This window comes from Microcoleus sp. FACHB-831 (assembly GCF_014695585.1).
Classification (GTDB): Bacteria; Cyanobacteriota; Cyanobacteriia; order Cyanobacteriales; family FACHB-T130; genus FACHB-831.
Map to the genome: position 1 here is coordinate 25,816 of NZ_JACJON010000060.1, position 25,027 is coordinate 50,842.

Consider the following 25,027-nt stretch of genomic DNA (forward strand, 5'->3'; position numbering starts at 1 on the left):
TTTTACGGCTCTGCCCACCGCCGCATCAGTTTAGGAGAGATACATTATTAATAACAAGGAAATAAAAGTTTACGTCAGGGTGATGGTAGTTTCACCCAAAAGCCCAAAAGCGCAGCAGTGAGAGAAGCCGCTATATGTTTGAACATTTAACAGACAAAGCAGTAAAGGCAATAATGCTATCCCAGGAAGAAGCACGTCGCCTGGGTCACAACTTCGTGGGCACCGAGCAGGTTCTCTTGGGGTTGATCGGAGAAGGCACGGGAGTGGCTGCAAAAGTGCTGACAGAAATGGGCGTCACTCTTAAAGATGCCAGAAAAGAGGTAGAAAATATTATAGGTCGGGGTACTGGCTTCGTTCCGGCGGAAATTCCCTTCACCCCTAAAGCCAAAAGAGTTTTCGAGCAAGCCTTTGAACAAGCTCGTAAAATGGGGCACAAGTACATTGGCCCGGAACACTTGCTGCTAGGCTTAATCCAGGAAGGCGAAGGCGTCGCCGCAAAAGTGCTGGAAAACCTGGGAATTAGCCCGGATGATGTCCGCACCGCCGTGATGGAGATGCTGGGAGAGGGTGTAGGTGTTTCCTCTGGTAGCAACAAGGTTGGTGGGAGTAAGCGTGCCGCAGTTAAGACAGCAACGTTAGACGAGTTTGGCACTAATCTGACCAAAATGGCAGCAGAAGGCAAGCTCGATCCAGTTGTGGGACGCGAGAAAGAAATTGAACGCACCATCCAGATTTTAGGTCGCCGCACTAAGAACAACCCAGTCTTGATTGGGGAGCCAGGAGTTGGTAAAACTGCGATCGCTGAAGGTTTAGCGCAGCGCATTGTTACCAAAGATGTCCCCGATATCTTAGAAGACAAGCAAGTCATCAGCCTGGATATGGGTTCGCTAATTGCAGGCACTAAATTCCGGGGTGAATTTGAAGAACGCCTCAAGACAATTGTCGATGAAATTCGTAAAGCCGGAAATATCATCCTGGTAATTGATGAAGTCCACACCTTAGTTGGTGCGGGAGCAACCGGGGGTAGCATGGATGCTGCTAATATGCTTAAGCCTGCATTGGCTAGAGGCGAATTGCAGTGCATGGGAATGACAACCCTGGATGAATACCGCCAGCACATCGAGAAAGATGCAGCTTTAGAGCGTCGCTTCCAACCGATAATGGTAGGCGAACCGACAGTCAGCGAGACAGTTGAGATTTTGTTTGGCTTGCGCGATCGCTACGAGCAACACCACAAAGTCACAATTTCTGATAATGCCCTACAAGCAGCCGCTACGCTGTCAGACCGCTACATTTCAGATAGGTATTTGCCAGATAAAGCAATTGACCTAATTGATGAAGCTGGTTCTCGCGTCCGCTTGATGAATACTCAGCCTTCTGCGGCTGGGGAACTGAAGCGCGAAATGCGTGGGGTTATCAAAAATAAAGAGCAAGCTGTCAAGGATCAAGACTTTGACAATGCAGGCAAGTTACGCGATCGCGAGTTAGAAATTGAAAAAGAACTCAAAGCGATCGCTGAAAATAAAAATCAGCCCGAAGTAGCCACAACCTCTCCAATTGTTGACGAAGAAGACATCGCTCAAATCGTTGCATCTTGGACTGGAGTAGCTGTCACTAAACTTACTGAATCTGAATCCGAACTGCTGTTGCACATGGAAGATACTCTGCACCAGCGTCTCATCGGTCAAGAAGAAGCCGTAACAGCAGTCTCCAAGGCTCTCCGACGCGCACGAGTCGGCTTAAAGAACCCCAATCGCCCGATTGCTAGCTTTATCTTCTCCGGCCCGACTGGAGTTGGCAAGACTGAATTAGCTAAAGCATTAGCTGCTTACTACTTCGGTTCTGAAGAAGCCATGATTCGGCTAGATATGTCGGAATTCATGGAACGCCACACCGTCTCCAAGCTGATTGGTTCGCCTCCGGGTTACGTTGGTTATGACGAAGGCGGGCAACTAACAGAAGCGGTGCGTCGCAAGCCTTATACCGTCGTGCTGTTCGACGAAATCGAAAAAGCACACCCCGATGTCTTTAATATGATGCTGCAACTCTTGGATGACGGTCGTCTGACTGATGCCCAAGGTCGTACAGTAGACTTCAAGAACACGTTGTTGATCATGACATCGAACATCGGTTCTAGGGTTATTGAGAAAGGCGCCGCAGGTCTGGGTTTTGAATTCTCAGACAATCTGGCGGAGTCTCAGTACAACCGCGTTCGCACAATGGTGAACGAAGATCTGAAGCAATTCTTCCGTCCTGAGTTCTTAAATCGCCTCGACGATATCATCGTCTTCCGTCAGTTAAACAAGGATGAAGTTAAGCAAATTTCCGACATCATGGTGCGCGAGATTGCCAATCGCTTAACCGAACAGGGAATTAAGCTAGAAGTGACGGAAAGATTTAAAGATCGCGTAGTCGAAGAGGGATACAGTCCTGCTTATGGAGCGCGATCGCTGCGTCGAGCAATTATGCGACTCTTGGAAGATAGCCTAGCTGAAGCAATGCTATCCGGTCAAGTCAAAGATGGTGACACAGCCATTGTTGATGTCGATGACGAGGGTAAAGTTCGAGTAACGAAAGCTGAAAAGGAAGAGTTAATACTTTCAGTAGCCTAAGCTACGGGACTGTTTAGCTAAGATTTAGCAATTTGAAAACCTGGCATTTCTGCCAGGTTTTTTTTATGGGAAATACCGTGTAGTTTGGGTTGAAGAACGAAACCCAAACTATTATAAGCATTTGTTGGTTATCGTAAGCGTTAAATCAAATCTACAATTATCGTTAATAGAGCATCGCGTTTTGGAATATTTTGCTCTAATAGTCTACATCTAGCTAACTTTTAGCTAGTTCCTGCCTTCACTTAATCCTTTAGTGTAAGATTGCAACGGGAGCGTGACAATAAACGTAGTACCAAATCCAACTTCGCTTTCTACTGTAATTTGACCGCCGTGTAGTTCAACTGCTTCTTTCACAATATTTAGCCCAAGTCCGGTTCCAGAAATTTTCCCTGTATTGCTACACCTATAGAAGGAAGTAAATAGCTTTGCTTTGTCTGCTGCTGGAATACCAATACCTCGATCTTGAATGCGGAACGTCGCGCTTTTATAGTCACAAATTAAATCGAATTGAACATTACCGCCTTCGGGGGAATATTTAATAGCATTTGAGAGTAAATTTGTGAGGATGTGTCGCAGTAAATTTTCATCTAAGCAAGTATGAGTTGCTGAAGGGTATTCAGCGCCTACGCACTGAGCAACAAAATTAAGCTGATACTTCTCGCCCGCAGCAAATTGCAAATCTTCAACTATTTCTTTGCAGAAATTTACCACATCCATGGGTGCGGGATTAAATTCTAATTTGCCTGCTTCTGCTCTACCGAGTATGAGGATATCATCTAATAAGTGAGTTATACGTTTAATAGCAGATCTAAGTTGAGAAAAATATTGATGTTTTTTATCCTCAGATAGTTTTTCGCTGTACTTTTCTAGCATCCCTGTAACCATCAAAATGGCAGTTAGGGGAGTCCTGAACTCGTGGGATGCGATCGCAATAAACCGAGATTTAAGTTCGCTGAGTTGTTTTTCTTGTTCCAGCGCCTTGCGCGTTTCTTCTGCAACTTTGCGCTCGGTGATATCTTGGGCAACCCCAACCTGGCGGTAGACTTCTCCCATCGCGTTTTTTACAGGAAAGGCGCGAGACCAGATCCAGCGCACCGAGCCATCAGGGTGGATAATTCGATACTCGATATTGTAGATTTGTGGATTGATTTTTTCCAGGCTACCTTTACTAAAGCCCAATTGAATTGCATTCGCGCACTCCCGGTCCTCTGGATGTACGGCATCTAACCAAGACTCCGGGTTAGCGTATACGCTCTCGCAGGGGCTACCCCATATTTGCTCATATGCAGGACTGATATAGAGAATTTCGTTGGCTTGAGGATCGCTAATCCAAAAAACTTCTTGGATGTGTTCTGCAAGTTGGCGAAATTTCTCTTCACTTTGACGTAATGATTCTTCTGCACGCTGGCGTTCTACGAGTTCGAGTTGCAATTGCTCGTTACTTGCTTTGAGTTCTTGTTCTTGCCCTATCAGTGTATGAACTAGCCTGTTGAGCGACTTGGAGAGATTGGCGATTTCATCTTTGCCTTGCAAAACCGGAATTTTAACGCCTGTGTTACCGAGTCTAATTTTCTCAGCCGCCGCCGCGATCGCCAACATGGGGTTAGTAATTTCAGCCGCAACGACCCATCCCAAGACAGCAAACAACGCGCCCAAAGTTAGGTTTACAGCTAATATCTGCTGTTGGATCTGCTGAGCTGGAGCAAAAGCAACATCTATTTTCTGCCGCACTAGCACCAACCACCCCAATCCAGGGTAATTACGATAGCCAGCACTCCGGGCAAAGCCAGTCAAATAGGTGTTACCATCTGGCCAAGTTTCAATCATATAGCTGTTCAACCCTCGTTGAGCTGCTTTAACACTGGCGAGGGATAGAGACTTTGCTGGCAAAGCAGAGGCTTGCGGTTGAGCATTAAACCCTGGTGGCCCCAACAACTGCTCGCCATCTTCCCTGAGAATAAACATCTCCTCGTTAGGGATTAGATTAAATGCGGTTTTAGAGCTACCTGTTCGCTGCCGCAACAACGATTCCTTAATTTCATTAGACCATTTCCAGCTTAGATGGGCACCTAGTACCCCTTGTGGCTTGTTTTCAAGATCCATCACCGGGACGGCTACATCTACAAAGCGCAGGGGTTCGCCAGATGTGTTGGGTAGTAACTTCGCCAGTTTTACCGCGTCATGCACATCGCCTACATAGGGAGCTTTTTGCCCTTTGATGAACCATTCACGTTGAGAGACACTTTTGCCTTCGAGCAATGTCCCGGTACTGGCTCGGACAACGCCCTGGTTATCGGTAAACCCTATCCACGCATAGTCGGTATAAGTGCTTTGCAGCTTTTCTAAGAGCGATCGCTGCTCGGAAACCGATGATTTGGGATCGCGGATGGCGTTAAGCGTACTGATAATTTGAATATCCCGGTAGCGCTCGAACATCCCCCGATCTAGTTTATCGGTCATTTGGTAGGCCACGTCTGCCAGGTCATCGCCTACATTAACTTTGAGCTGATCGCTTACTGTGTGTCCAACAATTAAACTTGCAAATAATGAAAGTACGAGCGCAATCCCCCCAATTGCTAGCCCCAAGCGGGTTCTAAGGCTGCGGAGCAAACTAAATTTGGCTCTAAAGTGGTGTGAGAACCTAGTGATAAGACGCACTCATCATGCTCCTGTTATGCAGAGACTTGGTGACACGGTGAATATCATGTGTTGCTATTAATTACGCTGTAGCAAAGTTTTTTAAGGGCTGATGTAGTTGCGTGAGTTGTTCTCACATATTTTCTAATTCATCATCCTTATAGTTGTTGTGATCTGAGTCATCTTTTGAAAGACTGCTAAGAAATAGTAATATTCTATACACACTCTATTAATATTTATCTTGGTCTATATATTAAGTTAAATAAAATGTATTTAAAACTACATCTATTTATTACAAATTGTGAATTGTTCTGAGAAAAGATATATGCGAGGAGATGGGGCGAGAACAGCGATCGCATAATTACCAATAGTTCAAGTGCAGCTTTTGATGGTTGATTTCAAAGGACGCAATCGCCTATTTTGGATGATCGTTCGGTTTCAGGAATCTATACGCTAGCCGTAGAAAAAGCTGGAGTTGATGCGCTCCTGTCTTGGGGATTCATGAAATGGAACAGCCGCGTATAGCGGTATAAGTTGCGCGATCGCCTTTTTTGAGCATTTAATCAGCCAATTTACAGATCAGCTATGACAAGCAACACAACGCCATCTAATGCTCCAAAACCCTCGCGATCGCCAAACAGCAAATGGTTGGCCATGCTGGGTATCGGGCTGGGCGTACTAATGTTTACCGTCGATACCAGCATCGTCAACATCGCCCTTCCCACCTTGGTGCAAACCCTCAACACCACCTTCGCAGCGATCCAATGGGTTGTATTGAGCTATCTGCTCGTTGTCACCGCCTTAGTTCTTGGTGTGGCGAGATTGGGCGATATGTTAGGCAAAAAGCGGTTATACCTTGGCGGCTTAATATTATTTACAATCGCTTCCCTCCTGTGCGGACTTGCACCCTCTGTTGGCTGGCTGATTGGCTTTCGCGCACTCCAAGGACTAGGCGCAGTATTTATTTCCGCACTGGGAGCCGCGATTATCACTGAAGTCTTCCCCGACTCCGAACGCGGACGAGCATTAGGAATTATCGGCGCGATCGTTTCGCTGGGAATCGCCTTGGGGCCGTCATTGGGTGGGTTAATAATTGGAATATCAGGCTGGCGCACTATCTTCTTAGTTAATGTGCCGCTTGGTATAATCGCAAGTTTCATCATTGTCCGTGTCATACCTTCATCTGCGAGGAGCAATGTCAAACAACGCTTTGATTTGCTTGGGTCGCTGCTAATAACTGTGACGTTGGTTTTTTTCGCGCTTGGCATGACCTACGGGCAGACGCACGGATTCAGCAGTGGAATAACGCTAACTCTGCTTGGCTTTACTGCGATTACCTTGGTAGCTTTTTTAGCACTAGAAGCCCGCTTAGAACAGCCCACACTTGACCTGCGGATTTTTCGCAACCTTCAATTTAGCCTCAGCTTGTTGATGGGATTGTTGGTGTTTATTGTGATTGCAGGAGTAATTTTTATCCTGCCATTCTTCCTAGAGTTGGTTAAGCACTACCCGACGCAGCAAGTAGGTTTGCTGCTGGCAGTGTCGCCTGTTTTGGGTGGAATTATTGCACCCATCTCCGGCACTTTGTCCGACCGTTTTGGCCCGCGTATCATCAGCTTAATCGGGCTGATGTTGATGGTAACTGGGTGCTTTTTGCTGAGTACCTTGGATGCCCAGATGACCGATCTAGGTTATATTTTGCGGGTTGCGCCTTTTGGAATTGGGCTGGGGATGTTCCAGTCGCCCAACAACAGCGCCATTATGGGAGGAGTGCCAAGAGAGAGACTGGGTATTGCTTCGGGTTTGCTGTCTTTGTCGCGCACGTTGGGACAGACGGCGGGTTTGCCGCTGCTGGCTGCTTTGTTTGCGACGTTGACACTGACTAGAGCTAATCTTGCACCTAACATCGATGTTACGGCTGCACCCGTTGAGGCGTTGGTTTATGGGACGCAGGGCGCTTTTCGCGCTTCGGCGCTGATCCTGTGTGCGGCTGCTGTGCTGACTGCGTTTGTCTGGAGGATAGAGAGCAGACAGCGCCACCTTTCTAGGTAGCGATCGCAGTTGTGGTTATGTGTTGGCAGGCGATCGCGGCAGCTAAACTCTTTATCTAGAGATGACAATCAAACTATAACCAGTAATTTCACTAAATCTTCACAAACTTGAGCGCGATCGCTACCTTCGCGGCTTTTTTGCCACTAAGGAAAATATCCCTACGGGCGATCGCGCTTATTTTTAAGGGCGTGCAACCAGATTCCAACTTCAGTGGCAATATCTAAAAGCATTTATTTAAGTGTTTATTTAGTGATACTTTGTAATCTTGTTCGCCAAAGTCGAGTTTTGTAAACCCTTTACAAAGCCTTTGTAAAGTTTTTATTAATTACTTATCAACAGGTATTTTTTTTCTTCCTTACCCGTGTAACTACTGAGGTTTACAGTTACAACATATAGTAGTTAAGGGGTTACACCGATTCCCAAAGGTTGGTAATCTAAATAAAATTATTAGAAAGTAGATTTAAATAAAAAAGGGAATGTAATATTTATGGGAATTGCTTTTGTATTTACAGTAACCCTTTTTGTAGGCGGTATCTCTTGTGCCTTAGCGTCTGCAAGCGGAAACAGAGAAGTACGAAAATTTGAAAAGCAACAGTTATTGTCAAGTCTTGAAATTCTATATAAACAACCAGAAGCTGAGGCAAAGCATCAGCAATTCATTGAAGGTTTAAAAGAATTAGATGAAAAGATAATGAAAAATCAACCTCATTATCGTTACTCACCAAACAAAAAAATTTTTGACCAGCTTTTTAAGCATTTAGATAAATACCCAAGCGATAATTTAGCACAACAGCGATTAGCTGCATATTTAAGAAAATCAACTGGTTTTTGGGTTCGCCCTATTTCTGAAAAAACCTTGAACGAACGGTAAAATATTTTAAATAATTAAAATATAGTTGCCATACGAGAAAGATATCTTTTTCGTATGGCAACTTCATCGTATTAAACTAAATAACTGCGCCTTAATAATATAGGCTCCAAGTTCAGAAAATTGATAATATCTGTATTGCGCGATCGCGGGGGCTACCGACTTGTAATTCTTTGCTTGCTGGAATATTTACACTCACGCGATCGCGGATTTTTTGCATCCAAAGGCGCTAGCAAGCTACTCTGCACATTACTAATAATTACCTAAATCTTGTCTTAGAGCCTAATCTTAGCTATATAGCCTGTCAATGTGGCTCTGCAAAAGCCTTAAACTGCTCCTCATTAATTCGTCCTGCTTCATACAGAGTTTCTGTAATTTCAGATATTCCTAAAACTGAATGACCGCGATAACCATTGTCTAGTAACCTGTCTTTAACTCCTTCTTCATGATCTATAAACACTACAATATCCTCTACCTTTAGTCCAGCAGATTTCAATTTTTCTGCACCTTCCATCGCACTCTTACCGCTAATGAGAATGTCATCCACGATGACAACAGTTTCGCCAGCATTGAAGTTACCCTCAATCACCCGCCGCGTTCCATGCGCTTTCACTTCTTTTCTGGGAAAAATCATCGGGCGATTCAGTCGCAACGATAACCCAGTCGCTGTAGGCAAAGAACCGTATGGAATGCCCGCTATTCTATCAAATTCCAAGTCTTTCAAAATATCTGCATAAGCAGCTAGAATCTGATTGAATACTCTTGGGTTAGAGATGATTTTGCGGAGATCTATGTAGTAGGGGAAAGTGGCTCCTGATGCTTGTACAAAGTTGCCAAACATGATGCAGCCGAGGTCATAAAGCTGTAAAATCAAATCTAAATAAGGGTGCTTGTTCAACAAGCAGATATCAGGCACCCACAACTCGCAGGTAGCACCTTCACGGACAAGCTCAGTTCTTGCTTGATTAATTTCTTTTTGCAAAGTCTGGATTTGTTCTCCTGGATTTTCGCTAACTAACATATCCAGAGGAACGGGGAGCATCAGTCCCTCACCGTAGGCATCCAAACCTGCTGTTAGGATGTCGGTAATATTGCTGCCTTGTGCCCAGATACTACGAGTTAGGATAACTCGTTCGGGAGCGATCGCTCTAACTTTTGCTAAAATATCAGGCTTTGTGGTTCCCACTTCTAAACCCACTTGTTCTGGAGTTCCCCAGCTTTTTGCTTCGTTAACTATTTGCAAATAAAGCGGGTTTTCAGGTGTGGGATACTGTTGCACTGCTACTGCTGCTTGATTAGCAGTAGAACAAAGTACAAAAACTGCTTTACGGTGATACACCAAAAAAGGTGCTATATGATCTTGTCCTGAATAAGGACTTAGAGTAATTGCATCAACTTTCCAGTCTTCAAAAACGGTTCTGGCAAAAGTTGTGCTGGTATTTATGTCGCCGTGTTTAGCATCTAAAATAACTGGAATGCGATCGGGGATAGCTGCGAGTGTTTGCTGCAACAGTTCTATTCCTGGAACGCCCAAGGCGAGGTAAAACCCTAAAGTGGGTTTATAGGCGCAAACCTTATCGGCAGTTTCAATAATAATGAATTGCAGCCAATCCCACAAACCATCGATTGTATCTTTAGAGCCATAGCGTGCGGGCATCATCTCTGGATTTGGATCTAGCCCTACAAACAGTAAGCTTTGATTACGAGCGATCGCTCCATGCAATTTATCAAAAAAGTTCATATTTATGAGTAATGGGTAATTAGCCTCGGATTTATATCATTGTGGCTAGTTGCAGATAGCGTCAACCTCAACTTCAACTAGCATCGCTGGATCGACTAAAGCTTTAACTTCTACCATTGTGGTGGTAGGGGGATTTTCGCCAAAGCATTCTTGATGAGCCTGAGCAAATTCTGCCCAACGGCTGATGTCAGTCACGTATAAGCGAGTACGCACAACATCTGCATAGTCTGCACCCAAATCCTGCAAAGCTTTTTGGATAATTTCAAAACAGCGCTTAGTTTGGGCGTAGGCATCACCAGGTTCAAAAACTCCACCTTGTTCGTCAACAGGTGCAGTACCCGATACATAGATAAAGTTTCCCGCTCTCAAAGCTCGACAATAGCCTACCTTAGACTCCCAGACAGCTCCCGAAAATGTCCGACGACGTTGCATGGTAGCCTCCCTCTAGCTGTCAATATCGTCGCACAGTTATAGCCTGTCTCTTTTAGTTCGCTGATTTTGTAAAAATAGTTAGCAACACCGAACCGAGAAGATAGTGATGATTGTTACAACTCAGTCCAACTTGCAAACCTAGTTTTTCGCGTATTTCCCTGCTGTAAAGTCTAATTCCTCCAGGGGTGACGGGTACAACATCAGTTGCTGTTTGTTTTCTGAAAGTAGGATCGACTAAGTAGAAATGCCCGCCAGGATGCAAAATTCGGCTGACTTCAGAAAATACTTGTTTCGGTTTGGGGTAGTGCAGAAAACTTAGAGTGTTGAAGACTGCATCAAACTGTCCATCTGCGAAAGGAAGGGATTCGGCATTACCCTGGACGAAGATAAGACGAGAGCCAGGGCATTTTTGGCGACGTGCAATCCGCAGCATTGAGGCAGATAAGTCTAACCCAGTGCCGCGCAGGTGCGGGAAGTGCGTTACAAGGCGATTGAGCAGTCGTCCGGTACCGCAACCGAGATCGAGTATGTTGGCTGTTTGAGGCAAATCGACGTATTCGAGCAACCGTTTGTGGACTGCTTGGTAAAACACCGATAAGAAGAGGAAATCGTAGTTCGGTGCCCAACGGTCAAAAAATTGCTCTTTTTGATCCAGAGCATCGTTAGTCATATTATTAGCTATAGAGCTTTAGAGGTAATTGAGACATACTTTTAGTGTGACTGCTTTCCTCACGCGATCGCCCTTGCCCGCAACACCAAGCCGCAAATATAACCAAAAGTTAAGAAAAAATGCGCCTTGCGCTAAATGCGCTAAAATAGGCAACGAGAATTAAATTCGGCGACCTACTTTGTGTTTGTTACATTGACAGGCATCTCTCCGAACTCAAGTCTCTACACCATCTGCTCCTTTGGAGATATTCCATGTCAATTTATGTAGGCAACTTATCCTACCAAGTCACCCAAGACGATCTCACCCATATCTTTGCTGAATATGGCACTGTCAAGCGGGTGCAACTTCCCACAGACCGCGAAACTGGTCGTATGCGGGGCTTTGGTTTTGTAGAAATGTCAAGCGACGCTGAAGAAACTGCTGCCATTGAAGCTCTTGATGGGGCTGAATGGATGGGCCGCGACCTGAAAGTGAACAAAGCCAAGCCACGCGAAGACAGAAAGCCGTCTGGTGGCGGCGGCGGCGGCGGTGGTTGGGGCGGTGGCGGTGGTGGCGGCGGCGGTGGACGCCGCGAATCTCGTGGTGGTGGCGGCGGACGCTACTAAGTTTTGAGATTTAAGCCTGAAGCCTAGAGTAGGGGCGACGCATGCGTCGCCCCTACTTTTTTTTGGGATTTTTTTGCTGGCTTAACTGCGATCGCCCCGTGCTTGCACTGGTAAAAAATTTAGTTTTGAAAGATTTAGATAACAAACTGGATGACGCCCCGCTCTCCATTGGTCAACCAGTTGAGATCTTGCTGGTTGAGCGCTTCTATCTGATTGGGGTGGAGTCCTGCTGCTAGTTCCGACTTGAGGGTGCGTAGTGCAGCCATCGGAGAAGGGAAGTAGCAGGCGATGTCTTCAAAAGGGGTGGTAAAAGGCCAGTGGCGATCGCCCAAGATTCGGCGATAGTTAGCATCCCCTTTGACTAATATTAAACTCGATTGCGATAAATCTTGCTGCAATGATTCGGGCATTTCCCAGAATGCAAGAGGCGATGTCCAAAATAAATCGTCTTGGAGACGCAAGCGATCGCGAGCGATATAATCTTGCAATCGCAGAGCCGATCGCAGAACTTCTTTATTTTTATTAGCCTCTAAAATCTCTAGGGTGTAATGAACATCCTTAATCGTGGCATCAGATACAAAAGTAGGATGCGACTTCAGATGCAGATAAACCGTACCAGCAGCATTGTTAGTCAGCAAAAAATCGGCTAAACACAAATCGCATACAAGTTCAAAACCCGCATTGTCGGCAACGATATCAATGCGTGATTTGTCAAAGCTGGCAACTCTATCGGCGATTTGGGATGAAAGATCTACTAATATATTAGTTTGTTCGGGGAGAGGATCGTTGCTGCGATCGCTTTCCCCTGCTGGCCACAAACTTAAATCAGCTCGATTGCCCCACAAATCAAAATAAAGTAGTTTAATAAAATCATTTCTCATTTCCTCCGCATCCCCCTCAATGCGAAAATTTGTCAGAGCCGGGATAGCATCCATTGATGCATGCAAACCCAAGCGTTTTTGGTAGCCAAATGGATCTACACCCTGCCAATCTCCGGGTTGAAAGTAATTAGTTGCCTCAAGGATACTACGATAAAAGTATGTTTCTGCAAAGAACCAGGGCACATCCAGCCAGCGCATTCCCGCACAAGGTTCTACATATTTAGACCACGATTCCACATCCTCGCCACCGTCGTCTTTGAGGGGACGCACCTTCCCATCGCTCAGTTCAGTCGCCAGAGTTTCCAAGTTTTCAATAATGATTGGAGGGAACTTGTTTTCTGCAATAACACGCCTAGCAATTGCTGGCATTCTTCCGGTAACTGTATAGTAGGCAAAAGAGCCTTCTTCCGAACCTAAAATTGCTGGAGGGAGGGTTAAGCGGGGTTGGTTAAACTTAGGTCCGGGACTGTTTGAGTTTAGCATTTTATCAATTGTGACTTGTGAGAAAAGCTGATAGAAATAAATGCATTATCCAAGCGCGTTAAGCGATAGCTGTTAGATGCAAAAAGGGTAAAGTAAAGAGCATAAGATAGACTTGACAGATAATTTACGATTGCTACATCAACTATGGAGATAGATCGTACTGCTGAAAAATGAGAATTTTTAGCTAAACACGCTTAAATTTAGAGAGCGTGCGAGTTGCTCTAACAAAAACAACCCAGCTACAGAGTTACCTTGCAAATCGAGAGGGGGACTGTAGCAGGCGATCGCGCCCTGAGATGGCACTATAGATAGCATTGCACCGCTTACCCCTGATTTAGTAGGAAGTCCCACCCGCACAGCAAAACGCCCGGAGGCTTCATACAAGCCACAAGTAGTCATCAACGCATTTACCGTGCGGCTGTGTGACAGCGAAATTAACTCGCTACCATCAGCCAATAGCATCCCCAACTTAGCCAAATCTACAACATTTCCAGACAAGCAGCAGATGCGATTGTAGATGTCTAAAGCGGTTTCTGGAGAGTTTAGATGACCAAACTGAGCCAGCATCATCGCAATAGAGCGATTGCATTGATTACCTGTTGATATTACCGAAGCTAGCATTTGCTCATCTAAAACCAGACTTGCATTAGAGCATTGATTTAGCCAGTCACAGAAGAGTTCGCAACTGGGTAGCAGAGATGCTAGAGCGATCGCGCCGCTATTAATCATAGGATTGCGCGGCCATCCCCCATCCGCTTCCAATTGTGCCAAAGAATTAAAAGCTTGGTCAGAAGGCTTCATCCCCACCCGTTCAAACACAGCTTCTGTTCCCATATGCTCTAACAAAAATAGCAGCACAAAAGGCTTTATTACGCTCATCAACACAAACTGCTGAGTAATGTCGCCATAGCTATAAATCTGGCCATTTATACACTGTATCTGAACGGCAGAAGAGTTAGGATTAGCTTGAAATAACCTGGGTATATAGCCTGGTAGCTTCCCTTCCTGTGTATGAGTTTGTGCTTGAGCTACCCAATCATCAAGCTGGCCTTGAGTTAGAGAACTCAGCCCTGTTGAGCTTATCATTTAATATTTTTCCGCACTAGGTAACAACCGCGCAACAAAATTGAGACAAAACTATTGATTTAAAGCTATAAAATTTTGCTCTCAAACTTTAGCCAGTTCATCTAACGCTATATTATAATCGGCAGCCGAATAACGTTCAGCCGATTTTATAAAAGCCGTGACATCTTCCTCCTTGGTATTAAAAGCAGTTACTAACCTTACTATCGTAGATTCTTCACCCTCCCAGCGGTAGAACTGGAAGCCGTCAGCAAGAAGACCTTCAATAACTGCTTCGGGAAGTTGAATAAAGATTTCATTCGCTTGCACCGGATGACAAAGTTTCGCCCCTTGCAAATTGGTAAGATTCACTGCTATTTTTGCCGCCATTTGGTTAGCATGAGCAGCATTTTTTAACCACAAATCATCAGTAATATAAGCCTCTAGTTGCGCTGACAAAAACCGCATTTTTGAGAATAAATGACCGCTGCGCTTGCGACGATAACCAAACGTTTTTGCCAAGTCACAATTAAAAAACACGACTGCTTCAGCCGCCATAGCACCGTTCTTTGTAGCGCCAAACGACAAGACATCGACACCAGCACGCCAGGTGATATCTGCGGGAGTACACCCCAAACTAACTACCGCATTGGCAAATCTAGCACCGTCCATATGCAAGCCGAGATTATGAGCATGGGCGACATCAGCAACGTGCTGGATTTCTAGAGCAGTGTAAACAGTTCCGGCTTCGGTTGCTTGAGTAATGCTGACAGCGGCTGGCTGCACGCGATGGACGACTCCCGCGCCTGCTTTCTTCAGCACCTCTGCCAAGTCAGTTGCGCCAATCTTGCCATTAGCACTAGGAATGGTGACTAACTTCGCACCACCCGTGTAGAACTCTGGCGCACCGCACTCATCAACGTTGATATGCGATTCGGGATGGCAGTAAATTGCACCAAAGGGGGGAGCGATGACTGAGAGGGCTAGGGCGTTGGCAGCAGAACCAGTAGCAACTGGAAAAACTGTAACGCTTGTCTCGAATAATTCCGAGAACTTGGCTTCTAATCGCTGCGTACATTCATCGTTACCGTAGGGCATTGCTGCACCATCATTTGCAGCAGTCAATGCTGCCAAGATTTCCGGTGCTACGCCAGTTACATTATCGCTACAGAAGTTCATCGGGCTAGTTTTGTTGTCAAACGATGGGCTGAACTTCTATTTTAAATTTAGCTAAGGTATTCCATATTTAATTTGCCTATAGTCAAGAGCTAAAAGTCTTGAAGCCTAAACTTTTCTTCTTTTGCCTTTTTACTTGCTTAGACGCTGATTTTTCTGAATTAAGACTTACGCACGATTGGCACAAAATTTGATAATTTCAGTTAAAGTCCATCCCCACATATCCATCTTTGCAGGTTGGGGCTGGGCAAAAAGCGCTAACCGACAGGCGTAAATTTCATGTGGAGGGGGTTTGGGGGACGCACCCGTCCTCCAACGGGGGGATTGGGGGGAGACCCCCCAAGTCCAGGTTTTTTGGCTAAAGGTGGGAATGCGTAAATCCCGTAAATCTTAGCGATCGCTCCCCCCAAGGAATAAGCCAAAATAAATGCATATTCGCACCTCACAACCATAATGAAGCGCCTAATATTTGCCAGTTCAATTTTGCTATTTCTAGGGTCGGCGTCTTTGCAACCTTCCCTCGCAGCAGAAACCCAACAGCGATCGCCGACTCCGACGCAATTTAACCTTGCTAGGAGTAAAGCGACGACAATGCGCGATATCCGCAGAGTGTACGTTATGCCATTCAACGCCAGAGACGGCGGCTTCCGCAGTAATGTCATGCGATCGCTGCGCGGCTGGAACCGCATCCAGCTAGTATCCTCGCCAAAATCTGCCGATGCTGTTGTCACCGGATCTGGACGTTCGACAGGTCAGGGTTTTCGTGGCGAACTGCAAGTTAGAAGCACCAAAGATAACAGCGTCCTGTGGTCGGGAACAGCCTTGCGGCGCGATCGCACCCGCGATCGCATGGCATTCGATCAACTCGTGTCGCGCCTAAAATCTGAAGTAGGTAATTAATAATGTAGTTTTACCAATCAATGGGCTGGCGATCGCGGAAAAATCCACTCGTCGGCCCACCATCAGCAAGCGTTGCCAACCACACAATTGTATCAACCCCTTGCTCTAGCGATCGCGGCGCATTTGGGCCACCCATATCAGTTCTAACCCATCCTGGACAAACTGCATTCACCAAAATATTGGTGTCTTCTAATTCGTTAGCAACAATCCGAGTTAGCGCATTGAGTGCCGTTTTTGAAATTCTATATGCGGGAAATCCAGTAGCCATATCTGCCAATTGACCCGCGCCAGAAGATACATTAACAACCCGCCCGTAATTATTTATTTTCATCAGCGGAATTAACGCCTGACAAAGCAGCAATGGCCCGTATAAATTTGTCTCGATCGTTTCTTGCAACGTACTTACTTTTGTTTTCAATACGCTACCTTCTGATGGATCTAAAAAATCTTTAGCTATTCCGGCGTTGTTAACTAAGATATCCAGTTTGCCAAACTGATTGCGAATGAACTGCGCCAGATGTTCAACACTGTCGGCATTAGTAACATCAAGCGAACGATATAAGACATCTAATCCTTCAGCTTGCAACTTTTCAACGGCAGCATTACCCTTGGCTTCATCGCGACTGGTAAGAATAACCTGGATTTCTTGTTTTGCTAATTGGCGGCAAGTTTCAAAACCCAAACCGCGATTGGCACCAGTGACAACAGCTATTTTTTTGCTTGCACTCATCTGTTTTCTCCTGTTCGCAGTTAAAAAATGCTTTCACCAGTACCAGCGCTGCTACCAGTAACGATAGTTTGTTTGGCTTGTAGTTGCACCATAGTTTTTTACGCCAGGAGGGTAGAATTTTTAGCAGCCAGCGCAGGGCGATCGCATCACTCCCATATTCCCTGGTTTTTATTAGCGATAATCTTTGTTCGACCGCTAATAATATCTTTGGTCATATTGCCTGCCAGCATAGCATGGGCGAGCGTTTACTTCACTAAGTTTTTCAGATTGTCTGCAATCCCAAAAAATGGCCTAAAGATTGTTTGAGCCTGCGTAGCATCATTAAATTGCATACTATCCAGATATACGGGCAATTTATAAATTATCCGTATATTCAACTACTAAGCAAATAGCATTTCATGTTCCCTCTGTTCTTCGTGTTCTACCACAAATACATTAGCGTAGAGCTTGGAAACAATCTGCTTTCCCTGTTGCGTGAGTGATAGATATTGCAGCGCATCCGTAATATAGGGATGAACGCTGTACCAGTAAAACTTAGGGTAGTTCTTTCGCAAATCACCAGGGGTTCGATAGCCCAAAGATTTATTTACGCCTGTTTCTTCAAACTCATAAAACAAAGCGCTGATTTTTTGCAGGTAACGAGGATCGCTGAGTTGACCTATCAAGTCAGCAGCGCGGACTAAGCCAGGACAGTTACCTGTATCTTGATGATCTATCGATTTTGGCACGGGGAATCGAGTTAGTTCAATATTGCGTTTAATCTGTTCGGCATCAATTAGTTTGTGACCGCCAAAACGCTCGTCTATAAACAGTTTTCCCCGGTCTACATGATAAGGGGTGAGACTGGCATCTGTAGAACCAGGTGATAGACGCACTCGCGTGCCATCGCCTGTGGCATACCATCCATCTCGGTCGTCGAGACAAACTCCTTTGACATAGCCAATATCATGACATAGCAGCGCGATGATGAAGTGCAACCAGTCTTCGCAGGAAACTCCACCTTCGCGAATATGCTTGCCTCGCAAGATTTCTTGACCGACTAATGTCACTAAAATGGTGTGTTCTACATTGTGATAGAGGGCATCGCTGTTGGCGATATTTTCTAAAGCCATATTGCCAGCCCAAGTAATGATGTCTGCATAGTGAGGATTCATTCCTCCGTAGGTGCGACGGAATCCTGCTTGTAAGTCAGCAACAAAGGCGTCTATTAACAATTCTGTTGTATTGATCATGTTTAGCCCCCTGTATGTATACCTGAATCAAATTTTGCGATATTTAGAAAGAGCGTCGGTCGGGCTTTGCCTGTGAAGAATTTACCTAAAAACCTTGCTTTATAACACAGCAGAGATTTCATTCACAACTTTTAGTCTTCCTCTGCAAACAGCGTGAAGCAGTCGGTCAATTGAGCTTTTTTCTTCCGCGTCGATAGTGTCATCCAATAGTGCAGCCATTAAGCCATATCGATCGGCGCGGGTGATTTTGCCGCTTATGGTGACTTGGGCAAATAAGTCTGCGATCGCTGAGGGTAGAAGGTTGACTGCTGGTGACATCGTTGCTCGATCCTCTTTGAGGAACTCAATACATCTAATATCCGTCCTTTCTCCAAAAGCTCTCGCGATCGCAACAGGGGTAGAGCGTGATAATTGCGTTGCGGTCTAGTGACTCGAACTTTGCCTTAAATGTGACCGCATATTTACCTAAGAGTGACCGCAGTCACACCCATTCTAAGAGTCAACCGCGCCTAGCGCTTTGAGGGTGGCAACAGTCGCTTCGGTTAAACCAGTAACGCCCGCAATATTCATACCCTCATAGGGTCTATCGCTTCTTAACGTTTGCAAGCATTCTCCGGCATTCACATCCCAAAGCTTAATCGTTTCCTCATCGCAGCCACTAGCTAAAATTTGCCCATCGGGACTAAAGGCGACAGACCAGATGAATCCACTATCGCCGTGCAAAGTTTTGCAGCATTCACCACTGCTAACATCCCAAAAGCGTACAGTACCATCACTACTGCTGCTAGCCAGCTTAGTCCCTATTGTTGATGGTGTAGATGGATGTGGGAGTTGAGTTATGGAAAGGAAGGAAATTACCGCTGAGGAATTTTTCAGGCTTTACGCCGCTGGAGAAAAGAACTTCGGAATATTTGCCCAACTCCAAGGGGCTAACCTCAGAGGGCTTGACCTTGAAGGAGCCATTCTCTGTAATGCCAACCTCAAAGGGGCTGACCTCAGAGAAGCTAACCTGAGAGGAGCTATTCTCTATGATGCTGTTCTGAGAAGTGCCGACTTGAGAAGTGCCAACTTGGAAGCTGCTCAATTGAATTATGTTGAGATGATCGAGGCTAACCTTACTAATGCCAACCTCAGCGGTGCTCAGTTGGATTCCTCTAACTTGGAAAGGGTTAACTTCAGTGGTGCCAACCTCTACAGAGTTGACCTCTACGCCGCAAACCTTACGGGTGCTATCCTCAGGAATGCTAACCTTGTAGGGGCTGATTTGGACAGTGCCGTCTTCGATGGGACTGACATGACGCACGCTAATTTGACTGGTGCCATCAATGTTGATATTTATGTTGATATTGATAATGTTATTCTCCAGAACACCATTATGCCCGACGGCAGTATTGTCAGTAGTCCTAGTAGAGATTAAGGAGGAATCAATATTATCGAGAGCAAATATGCTAGAACTTTCTACCTCTGCGATCTCTTCACTCATGAGAGGTGAAGACAATCCAAGATTAGGAGTGAAGCGATCGCGGATTACACCACTCCAAAATAGTTCTGTGTTGTTTTCGATTCTCTCTTGGGGTTAATGTTCTAGACAAGTAGCCTCCGAGATGCAAGTTGCTTCTTAGCAGGAGAATTAATCGCGCGATCGCTTGAATTTTAACTTAGGTGCGATAAATCAATACCTCTTCAAGCTAATAGCCTGGGGGTTAAATTTTCCCTCTGCCTAATAGGTAAGCGGTCAATTTACTGCCTAAAAAATGCGAGTAATAACACAAAATTGCAGTTTAAAGTCAATCAAAAATAAAAAATAAAAAATAAAAAATCGATATGACTGTCATTGCAGAAAATAAGACAAAACCTGCCGCTAAAATGCCTGATGGGCCTAAGACTCCCAAATGGCTAGCAACAATCAGAGCCATTCTAGCTCCCCTCACTTATATAGAAAAAGCTGCTAAAGACTACGGGGATATCTATACAGCTCAGTTTGCTGGCTTTCCTCGTCAAGTAGTCGTAAGCAACCCGCAAGCAATTCAAGAAATTTTTACGGCAGATCCAAACCTATTTGACTCTGGGGTAGCAAACAAAATTTTGCAACCCATAACAGGAGATTATTCGCTGTTATTGCACGACGGCGATTATCACCAGCGTCAGCGGCGGCTGCTTATACCCCCTTTTCATGGGGAACGCATGCGAGCCTATGGCGACATCATTTGTCAAATTACAGAAGAGGTGATGAGCCAGCTAACAATTGGCAAGACTTTTGTAGCTCGCTCTTATATGCAAGAAATCTCGCTGCGAGTAATCTTACGCGCCGTTTTTGGTCTTGATGAAAATTCGCGGTTCCAGCAGTTAAGGGAAACTCTTAGTTCTATGCTGGATACTTTTAATTCTCCTTGGAGTTCTAGCTTGCTATTTCTCAAGTTCCTTCAACAAGATTTAGGCCCTTGGAGTCCTTGGGGACGTTTTCTCCGTCAAAAGCAGCAAATTGATGAACTTCTATATGCCGAAATTCGCGAAAGACGGGCTGCTAATGATTTATCACGCGAAGACATCCTTAGTTTAATGTTGTCGGCTCGCGATGAACATGGCGAACCCATGACGGATGCAGAATTGCGCGATGAGTTGATGACGTTGCTGTTTGCGGGACATGAAACTACAGCTACAGCTTTGGCATGGGCGTTGTACTGGATTCACTATTTGCCAGAAGTACGAGAAAAACTGCTTGCAGAATTAGATTCTCTGGGCGATAATCCAGATCCAGATAAAGTTTTCCGGCTTCCCTATCTGAGTGCTGTATGCTCGGAAACTCTGCGAATTTACCCCGTTACTTTGTTTACTTTCCCCCGGATTGTTAAATCGCAGTTCCAATTAATGGGCTACGAATTTCCCGCAGGAACGATGCTATCTCCCTGTGTTTATTTGACCCACCATCGCGAGGATATTTACCCAGAGCCAAAACGTTTCAAGCCAGAGCGCTTTTTAGAACGTCAATTTTCACCTTATGAGTTTATATCATTTGGTGGCGGCAATCGTCGCTGTATTGGCATGGCGTTTGCGTTGTTTGAAATGAAGTTAGTATTGGCAAAAATTCTGCGATCGCAGCAACTGGTTCTAATTGATAATCGTCCCCTTAAGGCTGTACGTCGTGGCATAACTACGACACCCGATGGCGGCGTGCGGATGGTTGTAACTGGTTCGCGCTAGTTATTATTCGTGGTTCATTCCTATTAGCAATGAACCACGAATAAATAACAAGAACGATAGCCTATGCTTTGAATGTCAAAACTGGCTTTAACCGCGCTACGACACCGACCATTTCAGCCTCTACCTGTGCGTCAATTACAGGCTGGATTGGTTTATAAGCGGCTGGCGCTTCTTCGATCCTGCGTTCTTCGCGCAGGGTTATGCAGTCTACGCCAGTTAAACCCAAGGCGTCTTGATTTTTATCTGCACCCTGGCGACTCAACTCGAAACGAGAACGCACTCTCCCCGCACCGTGAGATGCTGAGTTGAGAAATTCCTGATTCCCTTTACCAATCAGCAAATAAGACGTAGCGCCCATAGAACCGGGGATAATTACAGGTTGTCCAACATGTGCGGGACAAGCGCCTTTTCTAATTACCCACCCCGAACCTTCCGCCAAGGTGATATTATGGGGCAAGTCGAAAATCAAGGGTGCTTCTAAATCTCCATAAACTTGCCGCAGGCGCAGGCGCAAGAGTTCCGCTAACAGCAGCCGATTCACAAAGGCGTAATTTGCCGCAGTGGCTTCGGCTTGCAGGTAGCTGATAACGAATTCTGGCGTTGCTTGTAATGAGAGAGGGAAAAGTCGATCTTCTGGGTGTTTGAGATGTTTAGGCCATGCGGCTTGAGCGCGATCGCGCCACATCCCTCCTATATATTTACCTACGTTCCGCGAACCTGAGTGAACCATGAAGGCGATTTGTCCTTCTCGCACGCCCCAAGCGTAGGCGATCGCTTTGTCTTCTATCTTCTCAACTACCTGAATTTCAACAAAATGGTTGCCTCCACCTATGGTAGCCAGTCCACCGTCCCGCACGAGTCCGTCTGAGGGAACGAGTTCAGAAGGTGCCCACTTTATGTCACCGTTCATGGAACCGTTTAAATAGACGCGATCCCACTCAGCGGCTAACTGATCTAAGTCAGACTTAACTACGCTACCAGTTGGTGCGTCGAGGATAGCATCCAGCCAACCTGGAATTCCATCCTGAAACATGGCGCGGGCAGTTTTGGCTGTCATGGTTACGTCGCGAGTACCGAAAAAGTAATCGCCTTTCATCAACTCTACGAAGCGCGATCGCTTTGCCATAAACTGCTCTAGCGACAAATCTACAACGTGCGATCGCATCCCGCAGTTGATATCGGAACCGACAGCAGCGGGGATAAGCATCCCTGCGGTTTCCACAATTGAACCGATTGCAACCCCAGCATCCCCAGGATGAAAATCGGGAGTAGCGCAGCACTTGCATACATGACCGCCGCTAGGATGGCGAATCTGGGCTAAATTTGCCAGTTGCTTAAACGCCTTGGCTTCTACAGGGAAATTCTCTGGTAGCAAGACTTCTGCTGTTGTAGCACGGTCTTGTAGAGACGCCGATTTATCGCGTCTCCCAGAATTGAGATGGATAGAGTAAGTTTGATTGTCGTATGTTACATCAAGACCCTCACGAGCCAACGCCCGGAGAAGCCGAGAAAGATTCTTTGGCTGCTGCATAAATATCTATTTGCAGGTCATCGATAGACCTACATGAAGCGATTAGTTAGGAGACTTTGGTTCAGCAGCCGCAGTCTAGGTTCGAGCCAAGGGACTCGTTAATGTTTTTAAGATAACCGACAACTTTTATAACTTGCAAGAGAATGCGGTTCGCGTTCCCAGCCTAAAGCGTGGGAACGCGAAACATAAATGTAGTATGGAGGTTAGCAGCTTGGTTCGGGCTGAGCGTGATGGGTTGCGATCAGAGCCAGAACGACTTGTACGGCACAGGCTACAGCCACCAAGCCTATTACCGCAATCGATGATAAAGCACCCCCAGCGATCGCGATAACCATAATAAACGCCGCAGAACCGACGCGATAGGCGGCTAAAATCTTACGCCGTCTTGTTGTCCCCAGAGTGCAGGTGATCAGGTGAATAGCTGCCAAGGAAATCAAACAAATCGCTACAGCGCTGCAAATCAGCCATCGCTGGGTAGCAGGTAATGCTATTCCCGTTTTGCTAGAGATGATGATATGTTCGACACCAACACCAGCAGCAGCAATACCAATAGCGAGTGGTAGATGGGAATAGAGCCACGTTAGACCGATGCCCATACGACCAACTCCCATAGCCCGTAGGGGAGAGCCATCCACGCTGTCGAAGTAGATCCACCACAGGCTAAAAGCGACGATCATACCCAGGACAGCGACAATGGCAGATGAGGCACCCCATTCCAACTTGGCGACTCCTCTGACTACAGCGATTACCGCCTCGCCCAAGACGATGATGGTAAATAATCCCAAACGCTCTGGAATGTGGGAAAAGGAGGGGGGTATTTGGGCAACTAATTTGCCTGCTGTTAGGGGCGTACCGAAGTCGATGATGAACGCCAACAACCAAACGGCAAAACGCCAAGGAAGTGGTAGGAAGGCTGACACCAACCAGATGGCGGCGGCGATGCTAAAACCTGTGGCGTACCAAGTTGTTAATCCCCGCGCTGCTGGTATATGGTAGCCAGCAACGAGATATTGAACGATCAAAATAGCCCTGACGGTGACGTAGGAGAGGGCGAAGCCAACGGAACTTTCTCCTAATCCGTGATGCACGTTGACTGCAAGGACTGCGATCGCTATCATTTGCAGCAGCGTCAGCAGTCGGTGTCCTAAGTCGTCGGTGTCGAAGCGAGTGGCGTAAAAAGTTGCCCCAACCCAAGACCACCAAATCGGCACGAACAGCAGCACGTAGCCGAAGAAGCCAGCGAGGGAGACATGCTCGTTAAGGTAATGAGATACTTCAGCGATCGCCGCCACAAAGATCAAGTCGTAGAATAGTTCCAGCCAAGTAGCGCGTCTTTCTTCTTCATTTTCTTCAGCGGTACGCAGGCGGGGGGGTTGCCACAAACTTTTTGCCATCTCAGGAACTCCTGAAATTGAATTATTTGTAGTGTAGGCGATTTATTTATTGCTTCAAAAAGTCGATTTCACGGAACTAGGGCGATCGCGGCGGCGGGAGAACCAGAACCACCCCGCAGGCGGAGGATACCGATGATTAATGTAGTGCCTATCGGCGGTAAGCGATCTAAGTTGGTGAGGTTTTCGAGGACGATGCCATTTTGTTGCAATACCAGGCGGTTGGTAGCAAAGGTACAATCTATGCCGGAGTCTACGCCGTGAGTATCGATTCCAACTCCTGCAATGTGGCGATCGCGCAACAAAAATTGAGTGGCGGATTCGCCAAACCCAGGGAAATGTAAGTTACCGTCAGCATCCGGGTTGAGAAATGCATTTTCGTTTTGCCATTTTTCTTGCCATCCCGTGTAAAGCAGCACTATGCAGCCAGAAGGAATCTGGCCGTGTTGGTGTTCCCAAGCGAAAATATCTGAAATAGCGAGTGCATAATCGGCATTCTTTGCACATTGCTCCCGAACATCCATCACTATTGCAGGTACAACAAGCGACTCGGCAGAATATTGGTCAATCCCTACACCAGAAGCATAAAAGCTGTTAGGCGCGTTCATGTGCGTGGCGCTGTGTTCGCCTAACGAGAAACGCCGCATATAGTAGCCATCTTTATCTAACTCTGCGACAGTCTCAAATTCTACAGGCGGATCTCCCGGCCATTGTGGGATATTGGGGTCAATTACATGGCTTAGGTGAACGACCCGCGAGTAGGTAATGGTTTTCTGGGATGGTATGTGCATTATCTTGGGGTGAGTTTGTTTTTATGGTGCGA

General features: G+C 46.1%; 24 protein-coding genes. 8 read left to right on the forward strand and 16 right to left on the reverse strand.

What is annotated here, in order from left to right:
• The first annotated feature begins 134 nt into the window (after nucleotides 1–134).
• On the forward strand, nucleotides 135–2,612 hold the full coding sequence (locus H6F77_RS16540) for an ATP-dependent Clp protease ATP-binding subunit (protein ID WP_190489650.1): 2,478 nt from the start codon (nucleotides 135–137) through the stop codon (nucleotides 2,610–2,612).
• Nucleotides 2,613–2,837: 225 nt separating this feature from the next.
• On the opposite strand, the gene H6F77_RS27955 is transcribed toward H6F77_RS16540, so the two are convergent.
• The gene (locus H6F77_RS27955; RefSeq protein ID WP_190489651.1) at nucleotides 2,838–5,270 is read right to left on the reverse strand and encodes a sensor histidine kinase; all 2,433 of its coding nucleotides are present in this window, start codon (nucleotides 5,268–5,270) and stop codon (nucleotides 2,838–2,840) included.
• A 564-nt stretch (nucleotides 5,271–5,834) separates the two neighbouring features.
• Here H6F77_RS27955 and H6F77_RS16550 point away from each other — a divergent pair.
• Nucleotides 5,835–7,301, forward strand: a complete 1,467-nt coding sequence (locus tag H6F77_RS16550) for a DHA2 family efflux MFS transporter permease subunit (RefSeq protein ID WP_242022210.1) — start codon at nucleotides 5,835–5,837, stop codon at nucleotides 7,299–7,301.
• A 91-nt stretch (nucleotides 7,302–7,392) separates the two neighbouring features.
• On the opposite strand, the gene H6F77_RS28465 is transcribed toward H6F77_RS16550, so the two are convergent.
• A complete protein-coding gene (locus tag H6F77_RS28465) occupies nucleotides 7,393–7,518 on the reverse strand; it encodes a hypothetical protein (RefSeq protein WP_255515775.1) in 126 nt (41 codons plus the stop codon).
• A gap of 270 nt (nucleotides 7,519–7,788) precedes the next feature.
• Here H6F77_RS28465 and H6F77_RS16555 point away from each other — a divergent pair, with 270 nt between their 5' ends.
• The gene (locus H6F77_RS16555) at nucleotides 7,789–8,172 is read left to right on the forward strand and encodes a hypothetical protein (RefSeq protein WP_190489652.1); all 384 of its coding nucleotides are present in this window, start codon (nucleotides 7,789–7,791) and stop codon (nucleotides 8,170–8,172) included.
• 301 nt (nucleotides 8,173–8,473) lie between these two features.
• On the opposite strand, the gene H6F77_RS16560 is transcribed toward H6F77_RS16555, so the two are convergent.
• Genes H6F77_RS16560 through H6F77_RS16570 form a run of 3 tightly spaced genes read right to left on the reverse strand, consistent with a single transcriptional unit; the run spans nucleotide 8,474 to nucleotide 11,012 of the window.
• Nucleotides 8,474–9,910 carry a bifunctional orotidine-5'-phosphate decarboxylase/orotate phosphoribosyltransferase gene (locus tag H6F77_RS16560; protein ID WP_190489653.1) on the reverse strand — a complete coding sequence of 479 codons (1,437 nt, stop codon included), beginning with the start codon at nucleotides 9,908–9,910 and terminating at the stop codon, nucleotides 8,474–8,476.
• A gap of 45 nt (nucleotides 9,911–9,955) precedes the next feature.
• Nucleotides 9,956–10,342: a RidA family protein gene (locus H6F77_RS16565; protein ID WP_190489654.1), complete on the reverse strand. Its 387-nt coding sequence runs from the start codon at nucleotides 10,340–10,342 to the stop codon at nucleotides 9,956–9,958.
• Between the two features lie 52 nt (nucleotides 10,343–10,394).
• Complete coding sequence (locus H6F77_RS16570) at nucleotides 10,395–11,012, reverse strand: class I SAM-dependent methyltransferase (RefSeq protein ID WP_190489655.1); 618 nt, start codon at nucleotides 11,010–11,012, stop codon at nucleotides 10,395–10,397.
• A gap of 251 nt (nucleotides 11,013–11,263) precedes the next feature.
• On the opposite strand from H6F77_RS16570, the gene rbp reads away from it, so the two are divergent.
• Nucleotides 11,264–11,617, forward strand: a complete 354-nt coding sequence (gene rbp, locus H6F77_RS16575; RefSeq protein ID WP_190489656.1) for an RNA-binding regulator — start codon at nucleotides 11,264–11,266, stop codon at nucleotides 11,615–11,617.
• A gap of 134 nt (nucleotides 11,618–11,751) precedes the next feature.
• On the opposite strand, the gene H6F77_RS16580 is transcribed toward rbp, so the two are convergent.
• From H6F77_RS16580 to H6F77_RS16595, 4 genes are all read right to left on the reverse strand, one after another.
• On the reverse strand, nucleotides 11,752–12,981 hold the full coding sequence (locus tag H6F77_RS16580; RefSeq protein WP_190489657.1) for a damage-control phosphatase ARMT1 family protein: 1,230 nt from the start codon (nucleotides 12,979–12,981) through the stop codon (nucleotides 11,752–11,754).
• 180 nt (nucleotides 12,982–13,161) lie between these two features.
• Nucleotides 13,162–14,067, reverse strand: coding sequence for a glutaminase A (glsA, locus tag H6F77_RS16585; RefSeq protein ID WP_190489658.1), 906 nt, complete (start codon nucleotides 14,065–14,067; stop codon nucleotides 13,162–13,164).
• An 81-nt stretch (nucleotides 14,068–14,148) separates the two neighbouring features.
• A complete protein-coding gene (locus tag H6F77_RS16590) occupies nucleotides 14,149–15,222 on the reverse strand; it encodes a threonine aldolase family protein (protein WP_190489659.1) in 1,074 nt (357 codons plus the stop codon).
• Between the two features lie 254 nt (nucleotides 15,223–15,476).
• Nucleotides 15,477–15,671, reverse strand: coding sequence for a hypothetical protein (locus H6F77_RS16595; RefSeq protein ID WP_190489660.1), 195 nt, complete (start codon nucleotides 15,669–15,671; stop codon nucleotides 15,477–15,479).
• Between the two features lies 1 nt (nucleotide 15,672).
• On the opposite strand from H6F77_RS16595, the gene H6F77_RS16600 reads away from it, so the two are divergent.
• Nucleotides 15,673–16,119, forward strand: coding sequence for a hypothetical protein (locus H6F77_RS16600; RefSeq protein ID WP_190489661.1), 447 nt, complete (start codon nucleotides 15,673–15,675; stop codon nucleotides 16,117–16,119).
• A 10-nt stretch (nucleotides 16,120–16,129) separates the two neighbouring features.
• Here H6F77_RS16600 and H6F77_RS16605 read toward each other — a convergent pair whose 3' ends face one another.
• From H6F77_RS16605 to H6F77_RS28910, 4 genes are all read right to left on the reverse strand, one after another.
• A complete protein-coding gene (locus H6F77_RS16605) occupies nucleotides 16,130–16,849 on the reverse strand; it encodes an SDR family oxidoreductase (protein WP_190489662.1) in 720 nt (239 codons plus the stop codon).
• Between the two features lie 380 nt (nucleotides 16,850–17,229).
• Nucleotides 17,230–18,081 (reverse strand): Npun_R2479 family HD domain-containing metalloprotein, encoded by an 852-nt coding sequence (locus tag H6F77_RS16610; RefSeq protein WP_190489663.1) that lies wholly within the window; start codon nucleotides 18,079–18,081, stop codon nucleotides 17,230–17,232.
• Nucleotides 18,082–18,180: 99 nt separating this feature from the next.
• On the reverse strand, nucleotides 18,181–18,399 hold the full coding sequence (locus H6F77_RS16615) for a hypothetical protein (RefSeq protein WP_190489664.1): 219 nt from the start codon (nucleotides 18,397–18,399) through the stop codon (nucleotides 18,181–18,183).
• Between the two features lie 174 nt (nucleotides 18,400–18,573).
• Nucleotides 18,574–18,957 (reverse strand): WD40 repeat domain-containing protein, encoded by a 384-nt coding sequence (locus tag H6F77_RS28910; RefSeq protein WP_190489746.1) that lies wholly within the window; start codon nucleotides 18,955–18,957, stop codon nucleotides 18,574–18,576.
• Between H6F77_RS28910 and H6F77_RS16625 the strand changes: the two genes are divergently transcribed.
• The 3 genes from H6F77_RS16625 (at nucleotide 18,920) to H6F77_RS16630 (ending at nucleotide 21,282) form a co-directional block, all read left to right on the forward strand.
• Nucleotides 18,920–19,498 (forward strand): pentapeptide repeat-containing protein, encoded by a 579-nt coding sequence (locus tag H6F77_RS16625; protein ID WP_190489665.1) that lies wholly within the window; start codon nucleotides 18,920–18,922, stop codon nucleotides 19,496–19,498. The two genes, H6F77_RS28910 and H6F77_RS16625, sit on opposite strands and share 38 nt — an antisense overlap.
• 28 nt (nucleotides 19,499–19,526) lie before the next feature.
• Complete coding sequence (locus tag H6F77_RS28470; RefSeq protein ID WP_255515777.1) at nucleotides 19,527–19,661, forward strand: hypothetical protein; 135 nt, start codon at nucleotides 19,527–19,529, stop codon at nucleotides 19,659–19,661.
• 244 nt (nucleotides 19,662–19,905) lie between these two features.
• Entirely contained in the window at nucleotides 19,906–21,282 is a 1,377-nt protein-coding gene (locus H6F77_RS16630) for a cytochrome P450 (RefSeq protein WP_190489666.1), read from the forward strand.
• A 61-nt stretch (nucleotides 21,283–21,343) separates the two neighbouring features.
• Here the strand turns inward: H6F77_RS16630 and H6F77_RS16635 are convergent, their stop codons facing one another.
• From H6F77_RS16635 to H6F77_RS16645, 3 genes are all read right to left on the reverse strand, one after another.
• A complete protein-coding gene (locus H6F77_RS16635) occupies nucleotides 21,344–22,813 on the reverse strand; it encodes an RtcB family protein (protein WP_190489667.1) in 1,470 nt (489 codons plus the stop codon).
• A gap of 203 nt (nucleotides 22,814–23,016) precedes the next feature.
• A complete protein-coding gene (locus tag H6F77_RS16640) occupies nucleotides 23,017–24,207 on the reverse strand; it encodes a low temperature requirement protein A (RefSeq protein ID WP_190489668.1) in 1,191 nt (396 codons plus the stop codon).
• A gap of 68 nt (nucleotides 24,208–24,275) precedes the next feature.
• Nucleotides 24,276–24,995 (reverse strand): cyclase family protein, encoded by a 720-nt coding sequence (locus H6F77_RS16645; RefSeq protein WP_190489669.1) that lies wholly within the window; start codon nucleotides 24,993–24,995, stop codon nucleotides 24,276–24,278.
• Nucleotides 24,996–25,027: the final 32 nt, after the last annotated feature.